This window comes from Orrella marina (genome assembly GCF_003058465.1).
Taxonomy (GTDB): Bacteria; Pseudomonadota; Gammaproteobacteria; order Burkholderiales; family Burkholderiaceae_B; genus Algicoccus; species Algicoccus marinus.
Genome location: NZ_CP028901.1, coordinates 752,806 through 773,550 on the forward strand (window position 1 = coordinate 752,806; position 20,745 = coordinate 773,550).

Sequence of the window (20,745 nt, forward strand, 5' to 3'; positions counted from 1 at the left end):
AGATGGAAAAAAGCAACAGAAATTATTTGACGCAGAAGATTCGCGCGAATACACTAAAACAGCAAGATTTTCAAGCGACGTGGTTGTGATTTTGAGTGTCGCCCTGTGCGCTTTCAGTTGTCCTTATCCCTTCCTTGATCGTCTGGCATCCAAGCGTAATGCTGCTTTTATTTCTATTATCAAGGAAGTTTTTATCATGGCAACTGGTGTCGTTAAGTGGTTCAATTCTGAAAAAGGTTACGGATTCATCATGCCCGATGGTGGTGGTAAGGATCTGTTCGCTCACTACTCAGAAATCCGTGCAGACGGTTACAAATCCCTGCAGGAGAACCAGAAAGTCAGCTTCGAGATTGGTCAGGGCGCCAAGGGTCCGAGCGCAACGAACATTCAGATCATCGACTAATCGTCTTGATCAGTACGGGATCAGTGCATGCAGACTGGTCCCGTGAGTTGTATGACCAACTATGAGCGCAAGCCCCTGGCTTTAGCCATGGGGTGGTTCAGTTGAAGGATGTCGTGTAACTGGTACTCTGTGACCGACTCCCAGGCCCACACTAACTCATCAGTGTGGGCTTTGTTGCGTTTAGGGACAGAGTTGTTAGGATGCGAGTGGAATACAAACTGTTGAGCGGGCCGCGACTGCGACCATCAAACCGGACCAGGTAGGACAAGATCGAAATGCAAGCGCAACATCAAGCCCAAGTTCAAGCGCAACCCGCGAGTGATAGCGACGTGATCAGAGTGCTGACATCCAGACGTTCCGTGAAGTCTGTTGTGGCGCCGGGGCCTTCTCGTGATCAGATCGAGCTTGCGCTCGAAGCCGCCGTCAGAGCACCTGATCATGCCGCACTTCGGGTGTGGCGATTTGCCATGATCGAGCAACCCGATATCGTTGAGTTAGGTGAGCGCGCGATTGAGGCTGTTGCGAAAGCAGGTAGACCTATGGCCCCGGAAAAGCAGGTCAAGACCCGCGAATGGCTCAAAGGTGTGCCTTTGCTGGTTGCCATGGCGTATCAGATTCACCACGACAATCCCAAGGTGCCTGAGCTTGAGCAGACACTTTCCATGGGGGCAGCAGTCATGAATTTTCAGAATGCCATGCATGCCATGGGGTATGCCTCATTCTGGAGCACGGGGCTCGGTACCTTCACCGAAGAGGTACCAACCATGCTGGGCTTTGATACGCTTGACTACAGATTTGTGGGATTTCTGGCCGTTGGGACTCCCGCTTTTACCCCGACCCCAGCAACACGCACTCCTGGCAAGTCAATCTTGACGCGATGGACGGCTCCGAAAGCGTAATCGGGCTGGTGTCCACCTGAAGTGGCTCAAGCGCGCATAAATATGCGCGTACACCAGCGCCGCGAACAGTAGACCGGCAATACAGGCGATTGTGCTGCTCATAAAAAGGATGGACAGCAGTGCCGGCAAACATGCAAAAGCCCACATGAAAGGTGAGACGGCGGCATTGCGTAGTGCCTGGTTCTGTGTTTTAAAGAAACGTGGGATCACGCGGCGATATACCAGGCTGTGCAGGTGCGTGCGGTCAGGCTGATCGATTGCCAGGCCACGCATCGCGCGTCTGCCCATCGAGAAAACAGCCTCCAGAATCGGGTAGGCACAGGCTAGCAGCGGAGCCCATGGGCTGATGTGTTCAGGGTGCCTGGCTGACAGCATGACCGCCATCCAGGCAACCATGAAGCCCAGTGCATAGGCTCCGCCATCGCCAAGGAACAGCCGTCCAAAGGGAAAATTCACCACAAAAAAACCAAGCGTAGCCGCGCCTATGATCAGAATGAGCATCAGGACTTCTTCATCATTAACCTGCCATGCCATCACCCCCATGGCACCGAGACAGACCAGAACAGTTCCAGAGGCCAGTCCGTTGAAACCGTCAATCATGTTGATTGCGTTGGCAACCCCTCCGATTGCGAACGCGGTAAATAAAACAGCTACAAGGGTATAGGACAAAAGTATATCGACGCCGGGTACATCGACACGGAACAGGGCGTAGCCGGTTAGATACCAGGCGACGACACCGCTGAACATGGTCGCGAGCAGCCGCTCTTTGGTTCCGACCCGCTTGGTGAGGTCTTCTGCCAGTCCAAACAGCAGGGCCGGGCCTGACGCAATCAATAATTCCCACACTGTTAGTTGGTATTGTGAGTAAATGTTCGTCAAAATCAGCGCAGCCGCGAGATATCCAAAGAAAATACCCAGCCCGCCTACTCGAGGTGTAGCGCCGTGATGAACTTTCTGGATACCTGTTGCATGGTCAGCTGTCAGCGATCCATGCCAGCGGTGAGTTACCACAACAAGCAAAGCGACTAGAAGCGATACTCCTGCGGTAGCCGGTAATACCATTTGGATGGAGTTCGTTAACGAGACCATGGATGATGTTTCTGGATAAGCACTATCCTCAGATGGATAGTGCCTTGATTAAAGTGTATTCAGCCCGGGAGTGAGGTACGGCACTCTGCTTTGAATTATTTGTTACTAATTTAAAATACCATGATAATGGTAAGAATAAGTTAGCGCACCGGACTTGCTTCTGTAACAATGGCGTTCGTAGCCGGTCACCTTACTCGGTTCGAGCCCTGAGGCGTTCATGCAAGAATTGGATCACTTCAAACTGACATCACGATGACACAAACGGCGAATTGCTCAGCCGCCCGTCTTTGCGGAAACTGGTGCCTGGACCGGGTAGCATGACATGTAAGGAGATATTTAATTCGACAGAGTGTAGATCTTAAATTGAGAAATCACTATGGCAGTTCCGTGGGAGCATAGTAACAATCCCCCGGCAAAGCCGGGGGCCTTCATTTGTGAGCCGCTCAAAGCGGCTATCCGGAGACGCTAACGCGGCTCCGTGTCTTGTGCCACCGTTCGGTGGCCAGATTCAGAGCAGATTCAATTGCTCCAATCGAGAGTCCTCTTTTTCCTGGTCCTGGATGTAACGCCGAATGACCTCTTCGTCACGCCCAACCGTCGAAACAAAATACCCTCTGGCCCAAAAGTGCTGCCCGACAAAGTTTCGCCTCCTCTCTCCATACACCCGGGCAATGTGAATCGCACTTTTGCCCTTTATGTACCCAACCACCTGAGAGACCGCGTACTTTGGCGGAATTGCGATCAGCATGTGTACATGATCTGGCATCAGGTGACCCTCCAGAATCTCGCTCTCCCTACGACGGGCTAACTGCCTGAACACCTCACCCAGGTGCTTTCTCAAACTGACATACAACGTCTTTCTTCGACACTTGGGAATAAACACCACATGGTATTTGCACTCCCAACGGCTATGGCTTAGGCTTTCATACTCGTCCATCGTGAAACTCCTTTTCTCGAGTGTGCTTGGCGGCTCACTCGGATAGTTTCATCGATGGACTCCCCTAAATGTCAAACTTCTACTGCCACCCCGGCATAGCCGGGGGATTTCCCATGTTTGTTTAACAAAGGTAGTTTTGGGGAGATTCGAGATGACAGCGGGGTTTCAGGTGCGTGACAGAAACAGGCTCTCCAAGCTCGTGATGTTGAACACCCGCCGCCTGGCGATGAGTCAATACGATCATGTATCGGACTCGCGCACGAAGAAACCGCTGTCACAACGCTGTCAACGCTGTCAACGCTGTCAACGCTGGCAACGCCTGGGTGGTGCCAGCATGATCGTGCAGCGGGATAGCTATAGCGCCTTTCTGGCAAAACACGCCACGCAAGACGGGCATAGTCCGTCCCGGCTTCGGCTCGAAGAGGGCTGGGCGGTTGTGCAACCGCTACCAGAACGGGCGGGACTGTGCCAGCTTCACGAATCGACAAGGGGGTTGCCTTTGCGGCAATCCCACGGTGGCTATTGCGTCAGAGCCGATCGCGCCGCGGCAAAGAAGGTTTGTGCAAGGTCCTGGCCGGGATGCTGTGCGTCGCCAGACGGAGAGCCCGGATACCCCTCGCACGCACGCCTTCAGAACCCCCAGGCTTTAGCCATGGGGTGGTTCAGGTCCCTTGAACAGTACTCAGAGCGCAAGGGTTTGATCATCTCATCCAATAATTCTACGTGCGAAGTCAGGTCATACCCTCTGAGATCTCAAGCCAGCACTGACCCGTAAATTTGTTCTTACTCTTTTTCTGGATTGCGTTCGGGCCAGACACGGATGGCACCTGTTTGGGCATCAAAGATCTCGTCGTTGTGCTCGCCGTGCGCGGGAGCCAGCTTATCAATACTCGAGGGTGTCCTTGAAAACCTCGCCGGTGGTCGAGTCATGGTGATCGACCCTTCAGTCGGGTGGTTCCGGGTTTCGAACATGCCTGTGGCAACGAGGTGAGGATCTGTGAGTAAATCCTCGAGTCTGTTTACTGGTGTGGCTGGTATATCGGCCTTTTCGAGAAGCGCCATCCACTGGTCGGTGGTCTTGTGTGCAGTGATGTCCTCCAGCATTGCGTAGAGTTCTCCGATATGTTTGGCGCGCTCGGATGGTGTGGAGAATCTGGGTGACTCAAGCACTTGTGGACATCCGGCAATCTCGAAGAACCTTTGCCACTGTTGCGAGGTATAAGGCAGCAGGCCAATGTATCCGTCTTGCGTTCGGAACGGTTTGCGGTGCGGAGACAGGGCTCGCGCATACCCCATGTCGTCTGGCTGGCCGCCAAACGTAGCACCAGCCATGTGCTCCATCAGATTGAAGCTCACCATGGTTTCGAACATCGGTACTTCGATCGACTGTCCGATACCAGACTGGCTCCGTTCGTACAGGGCCGCAAGAATGGCGTTGACAGCTGACAAGCCTGTCACTTTGTCGGCCAGGATCGAGGTCACGTAGACGGGTGGGGAGCCGTTACCGCGTCCCTGCAAATCAGCCATACCGCTGATTGCCTGGATGATGTCATCGAATGCAGGTCTGCCCGCGTAGGGGCCTTGTTCGGAGAACCCGTAGACGCCGCAATACACCAGTCGAGGGTTGATTTCACAAAGAGATGGATAGTCCAGTCCGAGCGAGCGCATGGCTTGCGCACGCAGGTTGTACACCAGGATGTCGGCTCGTCTGGCTAGATCCTTGACGACTTGCAAGTCCCGGGGCTGTTTCAGGTTCAGGATGATGCTTCGTTTGTTTCGATTAAGCTGAACAAAGGGTGCACCCATCCCGTGGTGTTTGCTAGGTGTTGCATAGCGAAATACATCGCCATCCGGGGATTCGATCTTGATGACATCGGCCCCATAGTCACCCAGGGTCTGTGTGCAATATGGACCCATGCCCACAGCCGTCATGTCGACGACCCGGATACCTGTCAGTGGCCCTGTCACTTGATCGGCGGGTTGATCACTGTCCTGACCAGACTGATTCATCCTGACACCTCTTGTTGTCATGGCGACCTATGCTCGATTTGCACGCACACGTCAGCCTGTCTTTTGCCGAACTCTCCCGGACCCTACTGAACCTGGCTCGCGAACTGGCCTGCTGCCAGTATCTTGCGTGCAAGCCTCAGGTGTGGGGTATCCAGCATCTTGCCGTCCAGCGTGGCGACACCGACAGTTGTGCTGGCTTCAAACGCGGCCACGACTTTCGCGGCCCAGTCACGCGTTTTCTGATCAGGGGTCATGGCCTGGTTGATGATCGCGACCTGTCCCGGATGGATGGCCGCTTTGGCACTGAAGCCATCCCGGTAGGCCCGTTGAGTTTCGCGGCGCAGTCCGTCCAGGTTGTGGATGTCGGTTGGAACGGTGTCAATCGCGATCACCCCGGCGGCGGAGGCGGCCAGCAGGCAGCGGGTGCGCGCATACTCAAATATCGGTGTCCAGGTCTCGCCGTCGTCTTCTTTGTTGGTGAGCGCCCCGGTGTCGCCTGACAGGTCTTCTGCACCCCACATGAGCGCTTCAAGCCGGTCGCTGGCTTCGCGATATGTGTTCAACCCTGCAAGCGAATCAGCAGTCTCGGTGGCAATCGCAATGATCCGCGTGTGGTGGGCTGACTCGGGCCCTTGCTGGGCTTCGTAGGCATCCAGGTAGTGAGCCAGCCGGTTCACGTCCTGGGCACCTCTGGATTTTGGTAGCACGATGCCGTCTGGGTGGCATGGCATCACCGCGACCAGATCCTGCAAGGTCAGTCCCGTATCAAGTGCATTGACCCGCACATAGAGCTGAGTCCGGTTCTGCTGCTGGCGCAGTTGCCTGACGGTGTCGCTGGTCAGGAACTTGACGAGCTCTTCACGTCCTGCTGGCTTTCTTGAGAGCGACACCGAATCTTCCAGATCAAAGATCAGGACATCGGATCCGCTTTGCAGAGATTTGGCAAGTTTTCTGTCGCTATCGGCAGGTACAAACAGGAGTGAACGCATCAAGGCTCTCCATGAAGAGGGGAGGGATGGAATGAAAAATGATGTGAATTTCAATGTGTCAACTGTACCTGCTGGAATGACTGTGTCCAAGTCCGGCACAGGGCCGCAGAAGCAGGCTGGATATCCCGCTACGCGTCAGGCGACTCTCGTGGGATAATAGCGGCCATGAAAATCGCAACCTGGAACGTCAACTCCCTCAAAGTCCGCCTGCCACAGGTCCTGGACTGGCTTGCCACACAGAAAGTGGATTTTTTGTGCCTGCAAGAGCTCAAGCTCGATCAGGACAGGTTTCCGCTCGCACAGATCGAGGCCGCTGGTTACAAGGCAGTCTGGGCTGGCCAGAAAACCTATAACGGGGTGGCCATCCTGTCGCTCGGCGAGGGGGGAGACGTAGTGCGCAACATTCCAGGTTTTGAGGATCCCCAGCAGAGGGTGATCACAGCGACCTACGGTGTTGGAAGCACAGCGGTGCGCGTCATCAATGCCTACTGCCCTAACGGCCAGTCGCTCGAGTCGGACAAGTATCAGTACAAACTTGCGTGGTATGACGCCTTTGCTGACTGGCTAAAAACCGAGATGGAACGCCATCCCAATGTTGTCGTGCTAGGGGATTACAACATCGCACCAACCGATGACGATGTACACAACCCTGAACGCTGGAAGGGGCAGGTGCTGGTTTCCGAGCCAGAGCGTGCAGCGCTCACGCGACTAATCGATCTGGGTTTGACGGATTCGTTCCGGTTGTTTGATCAGCCTCCCAAGTCGTTTAGCTGGTGGGATTACCGTTTGAATGGTTATAAACGCAACGCAGGCCTGCGAATTGATCACATTCTTTTATCGGAGCCACTGGCCAAAGCGTGCCGATCCTGTGTGATCGACAAGGTCCCTCGTGAGAACCCGCAGCCGTCAGACCATGCACCGGTAGTCGCCGAGATAGCCATAGGCTGATCGATAAAACAGCCTTGCAGCTTGGGCATGCTGCGAATCCGTACTGCCAGCCGCACATCGCCATGCTCACGGGCGAGTTATGGTGCGGTTCAGTGTCCTTCAGCAGACTTTGGCGCAATCAGTTGCAATCCAGGCGGATGATCTTGCCGTTTGTGTTTGCGTGAATGTTGAGTCGATCGGTCCGGTAGTCCCGGGTGGTCGGGGTCGTCGGGTAGAGCAGTCGGGTCCCTTCCTTGAACTGCTTCATGTCAAGTTTGCTGGCGTCTGTGCCGATCAGGTGCTTGTACTGTTTGGCGCCACACGGATCGTCCGTTTCCACCGTTTTGGGTGCTGATGAGCTCTGGCAGCCAGCTAAAACGGCTGAGACAGCAACAAGTGCCATGGCGGTACTGGCTTTTTTCAGGGAAATACGACCGAAACTGTGCGTCATTGTTGATCACTCCTTATCCATGACTGGTTGATTCGTCCTGATCAACCGTAACCACAAACCGAATGGTGCTAGTGGTACTAATCGTACTCGTACTAATGGTACTAAATATTGATGAATGTGTGCCTGGTCATGGTGAGACTGCTCGCGGTCGTGTGCTGTCAGAAACAGGCCGCTTCATGTATGGCGGCCTGTTTCTGAACGAGGGCGCAGAGGCCCGGTACTGGAAAGTGAAGCCTCGTACTGTGAAGCCCGAACCAGGTAGTCCGGGCTTTCTCGACTTCAACTTCATACCTCTGCGCTTTCAGGCGCTCGTTGTTTCCTGCTGCGCATCATCCTCTGTCATGCCATGATGACGCAGGAGGGCGTCGAGTTTCGGGTCCCGCCCTCTGAATGCCCTGAACGAGTCTGCAGCTGGACGGATACCACCTACCGAAAGGATCTCCCTTCTAAAGCGTGCGCCTGTCTGTGGGTCCAGTGTGCTCGCTGCTTCTTCGAACGCGGCAAAAGCATCGGCAGATAGTACTTCAGCCCATTTGTAGCTGTAGTAACCGGCACCATAGCCACCTGCAAACAAGTGTGTGAAAGCGTGTGCAAACCGATGCCAGGTTGGCGGAATCAGTACAGCCACTTCCTGTCGGACGGCTTCGAGCGTGGCCATTACGTCACCGATTGCGAGGCCTTTTTCCTGCTGGTGCAGCAGCATGTCAAAGAGCGCAAACTCGATCTGGCGTACGGTCTGCATTCCGCTCTGGAAGTTTCGCGCTGCCTTGAGCTTGTCGTAAAGCGACTTGGGAAGCACGTCACCCGTCTCGATGTGACTGGTCAGATCCTTCAACACCTCGTATTCCCAGCAGAAATTCTCCATAAACTGGGAGGGGAGTTCGATCGCATCCCATTCGACAGCTGAAAACGCGCTGGCACCGGGCTCATCGATTTCGTCAAGCAGTGCGTGCAAGGCGTGACCGGCTTCATGAAACAGGGTAATGACATCGTCATGGGTCAGCAGCGATGGTTTTCCGTCGCGACCTTTTGCGAAATTGCAGGTCAGGTAAACCACAGGTGTCTGCAAACCCGTATCGGTTCTTCTGCGGCTACGCTCCTGGCTGACCCAGGCGCCTCCCTGCTTGCCCTCTCGAGCATACAGATCGATGATCAGGTGTCCGATAAGCTCTCCCTTTTCAGACTCGATCCGTGCAGCACTGACATCGTCCCGCCACAACGAGAGCGTGGTGGGAACAATCCGCACGCTAAAGAGACGCTGGGCGAGATCAAACAACCCTTGAACCACCTTGGGCTCGGTGAAATACTGTTTGACCTCGTCCTCGGAGTAGTCGTAACGGGCTTGTCTGAGATGCTCGCTCGCGTACGCCACATCCCATGGCTCGAGCTCTGCCAGGCCTAGATGATCACGCGCGTATGCACGCAGATCATCCAGATCCTTGCGAGCGTAGGGAAGTGCGCGGCCAGCGAGTTGTCGCAGAAAGGTCAGCACCTCATCCGGTGTGTCCGCCATCCGGGTTTCCAGGCGCAGCTCCGCAAAACTTTTAAAACCTAGTAGCTGCGCGCTTTCAGCGCGCAGCGAAAGTGATTCCTCGATTAACGACGAGTTGTCAAACTGTGGGTCACCTTGGTCCGATGCCAGCGTGGCATAGGCTTTGTAGAGCGTATACCGCAGCTCCCTGTCTTTGGCGTACTGCATCACCGGCAGGTAGCTTGGCATCTTGAGATTGAGCTTGTACTTCGGGGTGCCGCTCTGATCGATCTCGGGGTCAGCTTGAGCCATCGCCTGAAACCCCTCGATCACGTCAGCGGGAATGCCGTCCAGACGCGAGACATCATCCAGCACCAGTGACCAGCCGTCGTTGGCATCCAGCACATTCTCGGAGAACTTCTGGGCGACCTGCGATTCGCGCTCGGCAATTTCGGCATAGCGTTCACGTGCCTGGCCTTTAAGCTCGACACCGCCCAGGCGGAAGTCACGCACCGAAAGATCAATGACCCGACGTCTGACTTCTGGCCATGAGTTGAAATCTTCACTTTGCTGCAGTCTCAGGTATTGTGTGAACAGGCCCTCATGCAGGCCAACCCACGTCGCAAACTCGGTGACTGGCCCTAGCATGGCGTTGACCGCTTCGCGTAGCGCGGGTGTGTTCTGTACCGATTTCAAGTGACCCACAATCGTCCAGACACGCCAGAGCGGGTCGGTCGCATCATCAATGGGGCTCACAACGGCTTTCCAGGTCGCGGGTAGCGAGGGATCGGCTGCCGCATCGACTGCTGCCCGGGCTTTCTCAAGTAGTAGCTCAATAGCAGGCTGTATGTGCTCAGGCTTAACGGCCCTGTAGTCGATCAGGGTGTCAACGGGCGCAAGGAGCGGGTTCGACTGTGGGTTCGAAAGCGTGCTGGAATTTGAATGTGGATTGGATTGCATATCGGATCGGTCAGACTCGCATTGGTGTGGATCAGTGATGTTACGCATCTTGGACAGAAACCGGCTCGAAGGGTTCATCGATCAGTCGGTTATCACCGCTCATTCTGGCACAACTGATCGTGTGATGCACGGCAAGACACGGCAAAGTTGTCTGGTAAATCGTTCCGATAATACAGTTACAAAATAGAGTGCAATGGTCATGATACTTTCAAGTTTCCTGGAGGGAAACCATCCTGACCAGACAAACCAGTCGCGCCGCTCTGGTGTTGACATCAGAACAGCGCGCAATGCTCATGCAGCTTGCGGGCTCTCGAACCGCACCGATTCGCGAGGTTGAACGGGCCAAGATACTCCTGGGTTACGCCGACGGCGCTTCGATCAGCGACTTGATGCGCCAGATCGGTGTGGGTCGATCCATGATTTACAAGTGCATTGACAAGGCACTGGCTGCCGGTGCAAGCGCTGGTTTGAAAGACACCTACCATCGTCCACACGAGCCAGAAATCTCTGATGAGGCGAAAGCGTGGGTGGTGAGCATCGCCTGCGTCAAACCGAAAGATCTGGGCTTGTCTGCGCAGCTCTGGACCATCTCGGCACTGGCGGCCCATATCCGCAAGCATGCTCTCGAGGCTGGGCATGCCAGACTCGCCGAAGCCAGCAAGAGCACCATCTGGCGAATTCTGAACGAGAATGCAATCAAGCCACACAAGATTCGGTACTACCTCGAGCGTCGAGATCCGGAGCTTGATCGCAAGATGCAAGACGTGCTGCTTGTCTATCGGGAGGTCTCGCTCTACCAGGACTGCAACACCCGGGGGCCTGCTACAAACCCGGTCTACACCGTCAGCGTGGATGAAAAGCCAGGCGTGCAAGCACTGGGCCTGACTGCACCCGATTTACCGCCGGTCCCCGGCAAGGCCGCAGCAGCGTCGCGCGATTGCGAGTATGTTCGCCATGGCACGGTTTCCACTCTGGCCGGCATTGACTTGCACTCCGGACATATCTTTGCACGCACGGAGGATCGCCACCGAAGTGTCGAATTCATTGCTCTGCTCAAGGATATTGATGCGTATTATTGGCCCGAGTCAGTCATACGGCTTGTTCTGGACAACCACTCTCCGCACATCTCAAAGGAGACCATGGCTTATCTGGCCCACGCGCCCTGGCCGGTTCGAATATGTCCGTACATCCAAACATGGATCGTGTCTCAATCTGATCGAATGTGCATTCTCGAAGATGGCAAGAACCTTCTTGCGTCACATCCGGGTCGATTCGATTGACGAGTTGAAAGCCAGAATCATGAAGGGGGTCGAGGAGATGAATCAGCAGCCCGTGGTGTTTCGCTGGAGCAAGTTCGACCTCGGGCTCTCATAATTTGCAATTGCATTGCTGAAACGATCTACTCGCTTTGCCCTGCAATCCCGAATCGACTTAGGAAGCGGTCAGTCCGCCGTCAATAGCAATAATTTGCCCTGTGATCACCCGTGAGTGGTCGCTCGCCAGAAATAAGGCTGCATTGGCAATATCCTCGGGCAAACTCCACCCAAGAAACTGCCGATCTAGTGTTCTTTGGATGACTCCGGTATCACCCTCAATCATTCGTTGGACTCTTTCTGTTTTAGTTGCGGCTGGCGCAACGGCGTTGACTCGGATTCCATACTCGCCATATTCGACAGCCATGGAGCGGGTCAGAGCACTCACTCCCCTTTTGCGGCCGTGTAGGCGTCCTTTTTGCTTGTGCCTCGCAAGGCAAACACCGATGTACTGTTAATGACTGAGCCGCCGCCCGCTTTGATCAGTTCAGGGATGACGGACCGGCAGCAAAGCCACGTTCCAAAGAGATCGAGCTTGATCTTCTTCCAGAATTCATCAATGGGAGCATCGGACACACGGTCGTCCAGATTAGTCGATCCACCTGCGTTGTTGTACAGAATGTTGATTTGACCAAACCGCTCTAGGACAGCGTTCACTGCTTGTTCGACACTTTGCTGATCCGTAATGTCGGTCTGGCATAGCATCGCCTGGCTGCCTTGCGCGAGAATCATGTCGACAGTTTCTTGACCTTGAACCGGATCAATTTCGACTATGGCTACCGAGGCCCCCTCCCTTGCAAAAAGAAGTGCACTAGCGCGGCCAATTCCTGCGCCAGCACCGGTGATGAATGCGACTTTACCGTCCAGCTTCCCCATATCTGTCTCCTTCTACATTGTTCAAGCAACTGTTTCATGATGCGTGATCCCCGCCAGCATGTTTCAGCTGTTTGATAAATGTTCCGTACATTGAGATAAATTACAGGAGAATCTTGCTAATTGATCTCCAGAGTACGGAACAAATGATTAATGCTGGATTCTTTCGAGATCTGTTCACATAAGATGAATCCAAGCTAGCAATAAAAACAAACCCAACTAGCTGCTCTTATCAACATGGAGACAAACATGAAACTTCGCACCAGGATTGCGGGCTTGGCTATGCTCGCCTGTTCCGCATCACTTCTTTCCTCCCAGGCTATTGCGCAGGAAACCATCAAACTAGGTCTTTCCATCCCGCTGTCCGGTTCGGGAGCGAACTGGGGGATTGGCAGTCAGTGGCTATGCGACGAAGCGGCCAAAGATGTCAACGCTAGCGGTGGCGTCAAGGTCGGTGGCAAGACCTACAACTTTGAATGCATCGCCTACGACAACAAGTACAACGCCGCAGAAGGCACCAAGGTTGCCCAGACACTGCTTCGCAAGGACGGCGTGAAGTTTATTGCTGGCAGCCTTGGCACCGCGCCGGCTCGTGCGATGCAGTCACTCACTGAACGTGCGGGTGTCCTGATGTTCACCACGGCTTGGGGGCCCTCGATCAAAGGACCCAAGTATCCCCTGACGTTTACGCAGATGAATACGCCGCTTGAACTGGTCGAGCCGCTCATTCGTTACATCAAGCAGACGCATCCAGATATCAAGACTGTTGCCTTGTTAAACCCGAACGATGCTAGCGGGCAGGACGTTGAAGTGATCGCACGACGCGTATGGGAGGACGTCGGTGTCAAAGTTATTGCCACAGACTGGTACGAGCGCGGCACGACCGAGTTTCAGCCCATTGCAGCCAAAATCGCGCAGATGAATCCGGATGTGGTCGATCTGGGCGGTGCGCCGCCTCCGGATGCAGGAAGGGTGTTCAAGGAGCTCAAGGCAGCTGGCTGGGAAGGTGTGCAGGTGGTTGAGGCCGGTACAGGTGCAGATGGCCTCATTGCAACAGGTGGCGATGCAGCAGAAGGTACTTATCTAGGCGCGGCTGTCAACTTTGACGATCCGTCTGCCACTGAGTTACAGCGCCGTCTAAACGAAGGTGTCAAAAAGGCGACTGGGGAGTCTGTCAACGCGATCCAGATCGGTTTTTACGATGCTGTCATGGCACTCAGAGCTGCCATGGAAAAGGCTCAGAGCCTTGATCCCAAAGTGGTGGCGAAGGCTTTGCCGGAAGTCACCTTCGAGGCGACGTATGGCACCAGTGCATTTGGCGGCAAGGAAACCTACGATATCCCGCAGCAGATTCTAGTTCCCGTGATCGTCACCCAGGTCACCGGAACCACGCTCAAGCAGGTCGACCGGCTTGACAGCCAGGAGCTCAAGGATCGCTTGCAAAAAGCCAAGCAATAACGCAATAAACTGGCTGGAGTGATCTATGCAGACGCTAACACAATTGATACTCACCGGTCTTCAGATCGGGGCTTTGTACGTCATCTTCTCACTCGGATTGAACCTGATTTTTGGGGTGATGAAGATTGTCAACTTTGCGCATGGCCAGTTCTTTACGCTGACTGCATTGTTGATAGCCGTGCTCTACCCTTATTTTGCTGGACACGGCTTTTCGCATGTGATGGCGTTCTGCCTGGCGATCTCGGCAGGTATCCTGGCATCGCTGGTGCTGGGATACCTGTTATATCAGTTCGGATTTCGATTCTTTCAGAGAGATCTGGCCGGCTCGTTCATCTTGTCAGTCGGCTTCGTGCTGTTCATTGAAGGGCTGCTGTTGCACTATTTTGGTGGAGCAGTGAAATCCGTACCGTACTTTGTTGAAGGAAGTGTCTCGATATTGAACGTGAATGTGACGTACCAGCGACTGATTCTGATCTTTGTCGCACTAGTGTTCACCGCTCTATTGTATTGGGTGCTTGGGCATACCAAAACCGGCAAGGCAATGCGTGCCGTTTCAATCGATCACGAGGCGGCCATGATTCAGGGCATACCTTACAAGAAGATTGCGCTCACAGGCTTTCTGATTGCGACGTTTCTCGGTGCGCTGGCCGGTGCCGTCATGGCACCGCTTGCCATGGTATCCCCGACAGTCGGTGCGGATTATCTGGTCAAAGGCTTCATCGCCGTCATTCTTGGAGGTTTGGGCAGTGTTCCGGGCGCCATTATTGGCAGCCTTTTCATTGGTTTCATCGAGAGCTTTGGCGGCTTCTACTTCGATCCGTCGTTTGCCAACATCGCGATCTTTGTGTTGGTCATGATTGCTCTTATGGTTCGTCCGAATGGGTTGATGGGAAATGGATAAAAAGACACTTTCCGGGAGTTTTGTTGCGCTCGCTGTGGCCATGGCGCTGGCGATGCTACTGAAAGATGGATATTCTGCCAATCTGATGGCTTGGATGGCGATTGCCGCTCTGATTGCCTCAGGTCTACGATTTGTGACCCTTATTGGTGAGCTCAATTTTGCAGCTGCGGCATTTGTCGGCCTAGGCGCCTACGCATCGGGTTACTCGTTGACCATTCTTGAGTTGCCATTTGCAGTTTCGCTGATTTGCGGAGGATTGTTCGCCGCGTTGATCGGCGTTGCTTTCGGATACGTTACCTTAAAGACCAAGGGTCCGTACTTTCTGCTGATCGGCTTCGCATTCACCGAAGTGATCCGACTCATCTACACCCGCATCGACGTGCTGGGTGGCAATTCTGGGATGATCGGCATTTTTCCGCCAGATTTCCTTTGGGAAAGATTTACCGTGTTTGCTGTCGGACTTTCGGGCGTTCTGATCATGCTGATGTACGCAATTGAAAAGTCCTATCTAGGCAAATGCTTTATTGGCATACGTGACAACGACCAGGTCGTGCTGTCAGTTGGCATCAATGTTCACATGACCAAAGTCCTGTGCCTGTCGATCGGAGCTTTTGTGTCCGGCATCGCAGGGGGATTGACGGCATTTGTCAATAACGTGATCAGCCCGGCCGACTTCAGTTTTCTTCTGTCGACCTTTGCGCTGGCGTATTTGAAGGTTGGAGGAGAGGATCACCCGATCGGTCCTATCGCCGGTGCAGTCATGCTGGTATACCTCAGCAGTGTTTCGCTCAGTTTCGGAGGCGGAGATCACATTTTCTACGGTATTGCGATCATTCTCACGCTGTTGGTGATGCCCAAGGGACTTTTTGGTCTGCTCGAACATTTAAAAACATCCAGAAAGACCTCGAGCACGGTGCAACAGTCCACAAGGGAGAGTCAGATATGAAATCAGATGAACGCGTTGCACTGGTTCGAACCGAAGGTATCGGAAGGCGCTACGGGGGGCTGCAGGCTGTGGCTGATTTCAGCTTTGATATCTTTCCGGAGGAAATCCTCGGTCTGATTGGACCAAACGGGGCAGGCAAGAGCACAACGTTTAACCTTATCAGTGGTTTCGTCAAGCCTACATCGGGACGTCTTTTCTTTGAGGGGAAGGATGTCACGGGGTCGTCTCCTACCCGAATCAGTCGTATGGGGCTGGTTCGTACCTTTCAGCACGGGAGCCTGATGAAGTCGCTTACTGTAAGAGACAACATCGTAGTTGGGGTGTTGGGAGCCGTCGGCCTGTTGCATACCCGGTCCGTTCAGAACAAGGTAGTCGATGCAGCCAGAATGCTCGGACTTGAACAGTACCTGGACGAGGTGTCGGGAAACCTGTCTCATGGCATCCAGCGACTGATCAGCATCGCCATTGCCTATGCGGCCAGTCCAAAGGTTCTGTGTCTGGACGAACCACTGACTGGATTGAATCAAACAGAAGCGACCGAGACACTGAATCTGTTGCGACACATACGAGACAATCAGAAGTGCGCCATCTTGCTGGTCGAGCACAACATGAAGGCGGTCATGCAACTGTGTGAGCGGATTGTTGTGCTACATCACGGTCAGATGTTGGCCATGGGAACACCATCACAGATCCGTTCCAACCCTGCCGTGATTACCGCTTATCTGGGAGAAAAACATGCGAGGTCTTGATGTTTTCTCGCTTGAGTTGGACGGCCTCTGTGTGAGCTATGGCAAGGTGCCCGTTCTGCACGATGTGTCTCTTAAAGTCACCAAAGGGCAAGTCGTCACTATTATCGGTGCGAACGGAGCCGGCAAGTCCACTGTGATGAAAGTTGTCATGGGATTGCATAAGGCTACATCGGGCAGTGTGCGCCTATTTGGAAAAGATGTTCTGGGCAAATCGCCCGATCAACTCACTCCATTGGGTATGACACTTGTTCCGGAAGGGCGGCGTCTGTTTGCACCGATGACCGTGCGCGAGAATCTGGAAATGGGTGCATATCGCAGAACGTCAGCACCGGAAGTCCAGGCCGATTTCGAAAAGGTGCTCGAATTCTTTCCGGATCTCAAGCCTAAGCTTGATTTGACAGCGGGTTCTCTGAGTGGGGGACAGCAACAGATGGTGGCAGTTGCCCGAGCGCTCATGACTAGTCCTAAAGTGATGTTGCTCGATGAACCGACGATCGGACTGGCACCAGCGGTGGTGGACGTCATCGCCGGCGTCATCCGCCAAGTTAGCAACGATGGTGTCGATGTGTTGCTGGTCGAACAGAACGCTGAGATGGCACTTGAGATTTCCGACTACGGGTATGTCCTGGAACAGGGGCGCATCGTGCTTGAAGCGCCTGCCAGTGAACTTGCCAGCAATCCGGAAGTGCAAAAAGCCTATTTGGGTATCTAGTGGCGACTGATTTAATTCAAGAGTGAAATGATTATGAAGAACGACTTGCCTGTTTGGCTACCTGGTAAAGACGAAATCGAGAACTCGTTTGTTGCCCGGTTCATCCGTTATTGTGGCTTTGAATCGTATGAAGCACTGCATCGATTCTCGATAGAGCAGGACGATCAGTACTGGCGAAAGTATATTGAGTTCAGCGGCTTTGTCTGGAAACGTGATCATGAGACGTTCGTGCATTTCGAACGAGGTGTGGAATTCCCACAATGGTTCATAGGTGGGCAGCTCAACTGGGTGGATTCGGTTCTTCGTTGGTCGGATGATACGTTTACAGCCGATCGCCCCGCGATCATTGCTGAAAGGGAGTCTGGCCATTGTCAACAAGTAACATACAAGGAACTCGCGCAAAAGGTTAGGGCGTTTGCCAATGGCTTGCGACAGATCGGAATCAAGCGGGGCGACCGCGTGGGCATGCTCATGGAAAATGGTGTCGAGGCCAACGTGTCTCTGATTGCCATCTCCTACATCGGTGCGGTGGCAGTGCCCTTGTTCACAGGCTTTGGAGTTGATGCCATCATATCAAGATTGGCATCTTGCGATGCCCGGCTCATCTTGGCCACTACTGGATTTCCTCGTCGTGGAAGGTTTGTTGATGCCCAGGCGTACATTCGCGACGCAGTTAAGGAGTTGCCTTCGGTCGAGCATATCTACTGGAAACCTTCACCAGAAGGTTCTGAGCTTGAAGCGCATGACTTACGCTGGAGTCAGTTGCTGGCTCATTCGGATGAAGCGTCTGTGTCTGAATCGATGGATCCGAATGACCCATTTCTGCTGATCTACACATCCGGGACGACTGGTAAACCAAAGGGGCCGGTGCATACACACGCAGGATTTCCGCTCAAGATGGCGCACGACTCAAACGTGCATATCAACATCGGTAAAGGCGACGTCTTGTGCTGGCCAGCTGACATGGGATGGATTGCCGGGCCAATTGTCAGCTTTTCTGCGCTCCTGAACGGAGCCACGCTGGTGACCTACGATGGTGCACCAGATACACCTGACTGGGGAGTGATGGGATCGCTAATCGAAAAGTACCGAGTGACCCACTTTGGTGCCTCACCCACACTCATTCGCGGCTTGCAGGCGCATGCAAGCGATGCACTTGCGCATGATTTTTCTTCGATCAAGGTTTTGATCACAGCCGGTGAAAGCATCACCCCGGAGCATCATTACTGGTTTCAGACCACGTTTGGCAGGGGGGAATGCCCGATTATCAACATCACGGGTGGAACCGAAGTTTCATGTGCACTCCTTTCCAGTGTCGTTGTCAAGCCGATTGCACCATCCTGTTTTAACACAACCAGTCCGGCTGTTTCGGCTGATGTGGTAGATGCCAGTGGTCAGTCCGTGACGGGAGAGATCGGGGAGCTCGTGGTGCGCAAACCGTTTGTCGGCATGTGCAGTTCCTTCTGGCGTGATGATAAGCGATATCTTGAATCCTACTGGCAAACGATATCGGGTATCTGGGTTCATGGCGATCTGGCCTTGCACGATACTGATGGTTATTACTACCTGCTCGGACGTTCGGATGACACCATCAAAGTGGCGGGAAAGCGGCTTGGCCCAGCAGAGGTCGAGGCAATTTTGGTGGAACTGCCACAAATAGCGGACGTGGCTGCAATCGGTGTGGCTGATGCGATGAAAGGTAATCGCCTTGTGGTTTTTTTAACACCCAAGCCGGATTTTAATGGCGATCCTGAAGTCTTGAAACAGACCGTTATGGATCTGGTTCAGTCTCGTATGGGCAAACCGTTTCGTCCGAGCGAGGTGTATGTAGCGAGTCAGTTACCGAAAACTCGCAGCACCAAGGTCATGCGCAGATTGATACGCAACGTTTACATGAACGCACCGTATGGTGATCTGTCATCACTGGATAATCCGGCGGCACTGGATGAGTTGAAACACCTGATTCCTCGGGTATGACCGACACACAATGCCAGAACGATAGAGTCTAAAGCGCAATCATACAAAATGAGGTGGAGACAACAATGGATATGGATCTGAAAGGGAAGAGGGTCTTGATTACCGGTGCATCACAGGGTATCGGCGCTGCTTTGGCCAGAGCCTTCTCTGCCGAGGGGTGTGACCTCGTGCTGGTTGCGCGCTCAGACCAGAAGCTGCTTGCGCTGGCAGATGAGATCAAGGCCCGGCATGCCGTCCAGGTTCAAGTCTATGCTAGGGACCTGACCAAAAAAGGTGTGGTCGATGAGATTGCGCGACTGGAGCCGCAGGTCGATGTGCTCGTGAACAATGCGGGAACGATCCCGGCAGGAAATCTATGGGACGTAGACGCCCAAGCATGGCGTGAAGGATGGGAACTCAAGGTATTTGGTTACATCGATATGACGCGACAATACTATCCGCTCATGAAAGAACGAGGCGGCGGTGTGATCTTGAACAACATCGGCATGGCCGCCGAAGCTTTTGATTTTGATTACGTGGCAGGATCCTCAGGAAATGCGGCCCTTGCCGCTTTCACGAAATCTGTCGGCGGCAGAAGCCTGCGTGACAACATCCGGGTGGCGGGTGTCAATCCTGGCCCGGTCTCGACCGAGCGGATTGAGAAAATTTTCAGAATGCGATCCCAGACTCAGTTTGGAGACGATTCCCATGTCCAGGAACTATCAAGCCACCTGCCACTTGGTCGTCCGGCAACTGTCGGCGAGATCGCGGAGCTATTTGTCTTTCTGGCTTCGAAGCACTCAGGCTACACATCGGGTGTGGTGTTTACTGTGGATGGTGGCATCTCATCCGCAAAGTCAATTATCTAAACAATGGAGACGGTAATGGGATCACGCTATCAAGGTTACAAGTACATTGAGTTTGACTATCCAGCCGAGCGTGTCTTGCGGCTGACTCTGAATAATCCAGGACGTCATAATAGTCTGGATGCACTGGGGCATCAGGAGATTGCTGATGTCTGGAAGGAAATAGACACCGATCCAGATGTGAGCGCGGTGATTCTCTGCGGGGCAGGCAAGATGTTTTCGGCGGGAGGGGATTTCAAGCTGGTCGAGGAACTGATAGATAGTTTCGAAGGGCGGTGCCGGGTCTGGAAGGAAACCCGGGATTTGGTCTATAACATCATCAACTGTTCAAAACCGACCGTGTCTGCGATTCATGGCGCAGCGGTAGGCGCTGGTCTGGTGGCCGCGATGCTGTGTGACATCTCGATTGCAGGCCGCTCTGCCAAGATCGTAGATGGCCACACGCGTCTGGGGGTGGCTGCCGGCGACCACGCGGCCATCATATGGCCACTATTGTGTGGGATGGCTAAGGCCAAGTATCACCTGATGCTGTGCGAGCCTGTCAACGGCGAACAGGCCGAGCAGATGGGCCTGGTTTCTCTCTGCGTCGATGATGACCAGGTGCAAACAAAGGCGGTGGAGGTCGCAACCCGTTTGGCCCAAGGCGCGCCCACAGCGATTCGCTGGACCAAGTATGCACTGAATAACTGGTTGCGGCAGGCAGGCCCTATATTCGATGCGTCGCTTGCCATGGAGTTCATGGGCATGTCAGGGCCCGAGGTCAAAGAGGGGCTTGCCTCTCACCTTGAAAAACGCAAACCCGTGTTTAGCCAAAAGGTATCGATCTAGTCGGCAT

Annotated in this window: 17 protein-coding genes and 2 pseudogenes; 12 read left to right on the plus strand and 7 right to left on the minus strand. The window is 53.9% G+C overall.

The window, feature by feature from the left end; genetic code table 11:
* The first annotated feature begins 196 nt into the window (after window positions 1-196).
* Both DBV39_RS03315 and DBV39_RS03320 read left to right on the plus strand, forming a co-directional pair.
* Window positions 197-403 carry a cold-shock protein gene (locus tag DBV39_RS03315; RefSeq protein ID WP_108623065.1) on the plus strand — a complete coding sequence of 69 codons (207 nt, stop codon included), beginning with the start codon at window positions 197-199 and terminating at the stop codon, window positions 401-403.
* Between the two features lie 275 nt (window positions 404-678).
* Window positions 679-1,302 carry a nitroreductase family protein gene (locus DBV39_RS03320; protein ID WP_108620347.1) on the plus strand — a complete coding sequence of 208 codons (624 nt, stop codon included), beginning with the start codon at window positions 679-681 and terminating at the stop codon, window positions 1,300-1,302.
* On the opposite strand, the gene DBV39_RS03325 is transcribed toward DBV39_RS03320, so the two are convergent.
* From DBV39_RS03325 to DBV39_RS03340, 4 genes are all read right to left on the minus strand, one after another.
* Window positions 1,267-2,148 (minus strand): MraY family glycosyltransferase, encoded by an 882-nt coding sequence (locus DBV39_RS03325; protein WP_159078770.1) that lies wholly within the window; start codon window positions 2,146-2,148, stop codon window positions 1,267-1,269. The two genes, DBV39_RS03320 and DBV39_RS03325, sit on opposite strands and share 36 nt — an antisense overlap.
* 751 nt (window positions 2,149-2,899) lie before the next feature.
* The gene (gene tnpA / locus DBV39_RS03330; RefSeq protein WP_108619982.1) at window positions 2,900-3,328 is read right to left on the minus strand and encodes an IS200/IS605 family transposase; all 429 of its coding nucleotides are present in this window, start codon (window positions 3,326-3,328) and stop codon (window positions 2,900-2,902) included.
* Between the two features lie 783 nt (window positions 3,329-4,111).
* Window positions 4,112-5,359: a CaiB/BaiF CoA transferase family protein gene (locus DBV39_RS03335; protein WP_407669220.1), complete on the minus strand. Its 1,248-nt coding sequence runs from the start codon at window positions 5,357-5,359 to the stop codon at window positions 4,112-4,114.
* Between the two features lie 62 nt (window positions 5,360-5,421).
* Window positions 5,422-6,327, minus strand: coding sequence for an HpcH/HpaI aldolase/citrate lyase family protein (locus tag DBV39_RS03340; RefSeq protein ID WP_108620349.1), 906 nt, complete (start codon window positions 6,325-6,327; stop codon window positions 5,422-5,424).
* A gap of 165 nt (window positions 6,328-6,492) precedes the next feature.
* Here DBV39_RS03340 and xth point away from each other — a divergent pair, with 165 nt between their 5' ends.
* Complete coding sequence (xth, locus tag DBV39_RS03345; RefSeq protein WP_108620350.1) at window positions 6,493-7,275, plus strand: exodeoxyribonuclease III; 783 nt, start codon at window positions 6,493-6,495, stop codon at window positions 7,273-7,275.
* A gap of 118 nt (window positions 7,276-7,393) precedes the next feature.
* On the opposite strand, the gene DBV39_RS03350 is transcribed toward xth, so the two are convergent.
* Window positions 7,394-7,705 carry an I78 family peptidase inhibitor gene (locus DBV39_RS03350; RefSeq protein ID WP_108620351.1) on the minus strand — a complete coding sequence of 104 codons (312 nt, stop codon included), beginning with the start codon at window positions 7,703-7,705 and terminating at the stop codon, window positions 7,394-7,396.
* Window positions 7,706-8,006: 301 nt separating this feature from the next.
* Complete coding sequence (locus DBV39_RS03355; RefSeq protein WP_108623067.1) at window positions 8,007-10,136, minus strand: M3 family metallopeptidase; 2,130 nt, start codon at window positions 10,134-10,136, stop codon at window positions 8,007-8,009.
* Between the two features lie 233 nt (window positions 10,137-10,369).
* Here DBV39_RS03355 and DBV39_RS03360 point away from each other — a divergent pair.
* Window positions 10,370-11,510, plus strand: a pseudogene (locus tag DBV39_RS03360) (IS630 family transposase).
* Window positions 11,511-11,567: 57 nt separating this feature from the next.
* Here the strand turns inward: DBV39_RS03360 and DBV39_RS20550 are convergent.
* Window positions 11,568-12,325 (minus strand): annotated as a pseudogene (locus tag DBV39_RS20550) (SDR family NAD(P)-dependent oxidoreductase).
* Window positions 12,326-12,559: 234 nt separating this feature from the next.
* On the opposite strand from DBV39_RS20550, the gene DBV39_RS03370 reads away from it, so the two are divergent.
* The 8 genes from DBV39_RS03370 to DBV39_RS03405 all read left to right on the plus strand — a co-directional run bounded on the left by DBV39_RS03370 (window position 12,560) and on the right by DBV39_RS03405 (window position 20,738).
* On the plus strand, window positions 12,560-13,780 hold the full coding sequence (locus tag DBV39_RS03370) for an ABC transporter substrate-binding protein (protein ID WP_108620352.1): 1,221 nt from the start codon (window positions 12,560-12,562) through the stop codon (window positions 13,778-13,780).
* Window positions 13,781-13,805: 25 nt separating this feature from the next.
* Window positions 13,806-14,681, plus strand: a complete 876-nt coding sequence (locus DBV39_RS03375) for a branched-chain amino acid ABC transporter permease (RefSeq protein WP_108620353.1) — start codon at window positions 13,806-13,808, stop codon at window positions 14,679-14,681.
* Window positions 14,674-15,627 carry a branched-chain amino acid ABC transporter permease gene (locus DBV39_RS03380; protein WP_108620354.1) on the plus strand — a complete coding sequence of 318 codons (954 nt, stop codon included), beginning with the start codon at window positions 14,674-14,676 and terminating at the stop codon, window positions 15,625-15,627. The genes DBV39_RS03375 and DBV39_RS03380 overlap by 8 nt, the downstream gene beginning before the upstream one ends.
* Window positions 15,624-16,376 (plus strand): ABC transporter ATP-binding protein, encoded by a 753-nt coding sequence (locus DBV39_RS03385; RefSeq protein ID WP_108620355.1) that lies wholly within the window; start codon window positions 15,624-15,626, stop codon window positions 16,374-16,376. Before DBV39_RS03380 ends, DBV39_RS03385 begins: the two co-directional genes overlap by 4 nt.
* Entirely contained in the window at window positions 16,363-17,088 is a 726-nt protein-coding gene (locus tag DBV39_RS03390) for an ABC transporter ATP-binding protein (RefSeq protein ID WP_108620356.1), read from the plus strand. Before DBV39_RS03385 ends, DBV39_RS03390 begins: the two co-directional genes overlap by 14 nt.
* 33 nt (window positions 17,089-17,121) lie before the next feature.
* Window positions 17,122-19,065 carry an AMP-binding protein gene (locus DBV39_RS03395; RefSeq protein ID WP_322348737.1) on the plus strand — a complete coding sequence of 648 codons (1,944 nt, stop codon included), beginning with the start codon at window positions 17,122-17,124 and terminating at the stop codon, window positions 19,063-19,065.
* A 65-nt stretch (window positions 19,066-19,130) separates the two neighbouring features.
* A complete protein-coding gene (locus tag DBV39_RS03400; protein WP_108620358.1) occupies window positions 19,131-19,913 on the plus strand; it encodes an SDR family oxidoreductase in 783 nt (260 codons plus the stop codon).
* Between the two features lie 15 nt (window positions 19,914-19,928).
* Window positions 19,929-20,738 (plus strand): enoyl-CoA hydratase/isomerase family protein, encoded by an 810-nt coding sequence (locus tag DBV39_RS03405; RefSeq protein ID WP_108620359.1) that lies wholly within the window; start codon window positions 19,929-19,931, stop codon window positions 20,736-20,738.
* Window positions 20,739-20,745: the final 7 nt, after the last annotated feature.